The following is a 485-nucleotide window of genomic DNA, read 5'->3' as shown; positions in this document are numbered from 1 at the left end:
GCTATGACTATCGGCAGAGGATAAATCATCGCCGCCGTCATGCGCCCCGTACCAGCCAGACGATGCCGACGCCGATCACGATCGCCGCCAGTCCGGCGATCCGCAGCGCGTTCTCGGGCAGCGACAGCACTTCGGTGGCAAGTTTCCTGGCCAGGCCGGGAAAACCGCCATAGACTAGACCCTCTATGACAAGGACCAGGCCCATGGCGGCAAGAAAATCCTGCACCGGCCGCTACTGGCCGGTGCTGGGCTGTGCCGCCGGCGCGGCGGGTGCCGTCGCCGGAGCGTTTGGCGCAGGCGAAGCCGGCTTTGCCGGCCCCTCGCTGCCGTCAGGATTGCGGAAGAAGCGGAAGAACTCCGAGTTCGGCGACAGCACCATCGTCGTTCCGGTGTTGTCCAGCGCCGTGCCATAGGCATTCATCGACCGGTAGAAGTCGAAGAAGGCCGGATCGCGCTGATAGGCTCCCGCGAAGGTGGCGCTGCGC

Annotated in this window: 1 protein-coding gene and 1 pseudogene; both read right to left on the bottom strand. The window is 65.6% G+C overall.

The features are described 5' to 3' along the window. Positions 1 to 37: 37 nt before the first annotated feature. The gene (locus tag EN964_RS36945; protein ID WP_023813072.1) at positions 38 to 226 is read right to left on the bottom strand and encodes a DUF2065 domain-containing protein; all 189 of its coding nucleotides are present in this window, start codon (positions 224 to 226) and stop codon (positions 38 to 40) included. Between the two features lie 6 nt (positions 227 to 232). After that, positions 233 to 485: pseudogene (locus EN964_RS36940) on the bottom strand (protease modulator HflC); the annotation flags it as partial.

The sequence above is a fragment of the Mesorhizobium sp. M7A.F.Ca.CA.001.10.2.1 genome (assembly GCF_003998575.1).
In the GTDB taxonomy this organism is placed as follows: Bacteria; Pseudomonadota; Alphaproteobacteria; order Rhizobiales; family Rhizobiaceae; genus Mesorhizobium.
Note: the sequence above shows the minus strand (reverse complement) of the source record. Positions and strands in the feature narration are given on the sequence as shown.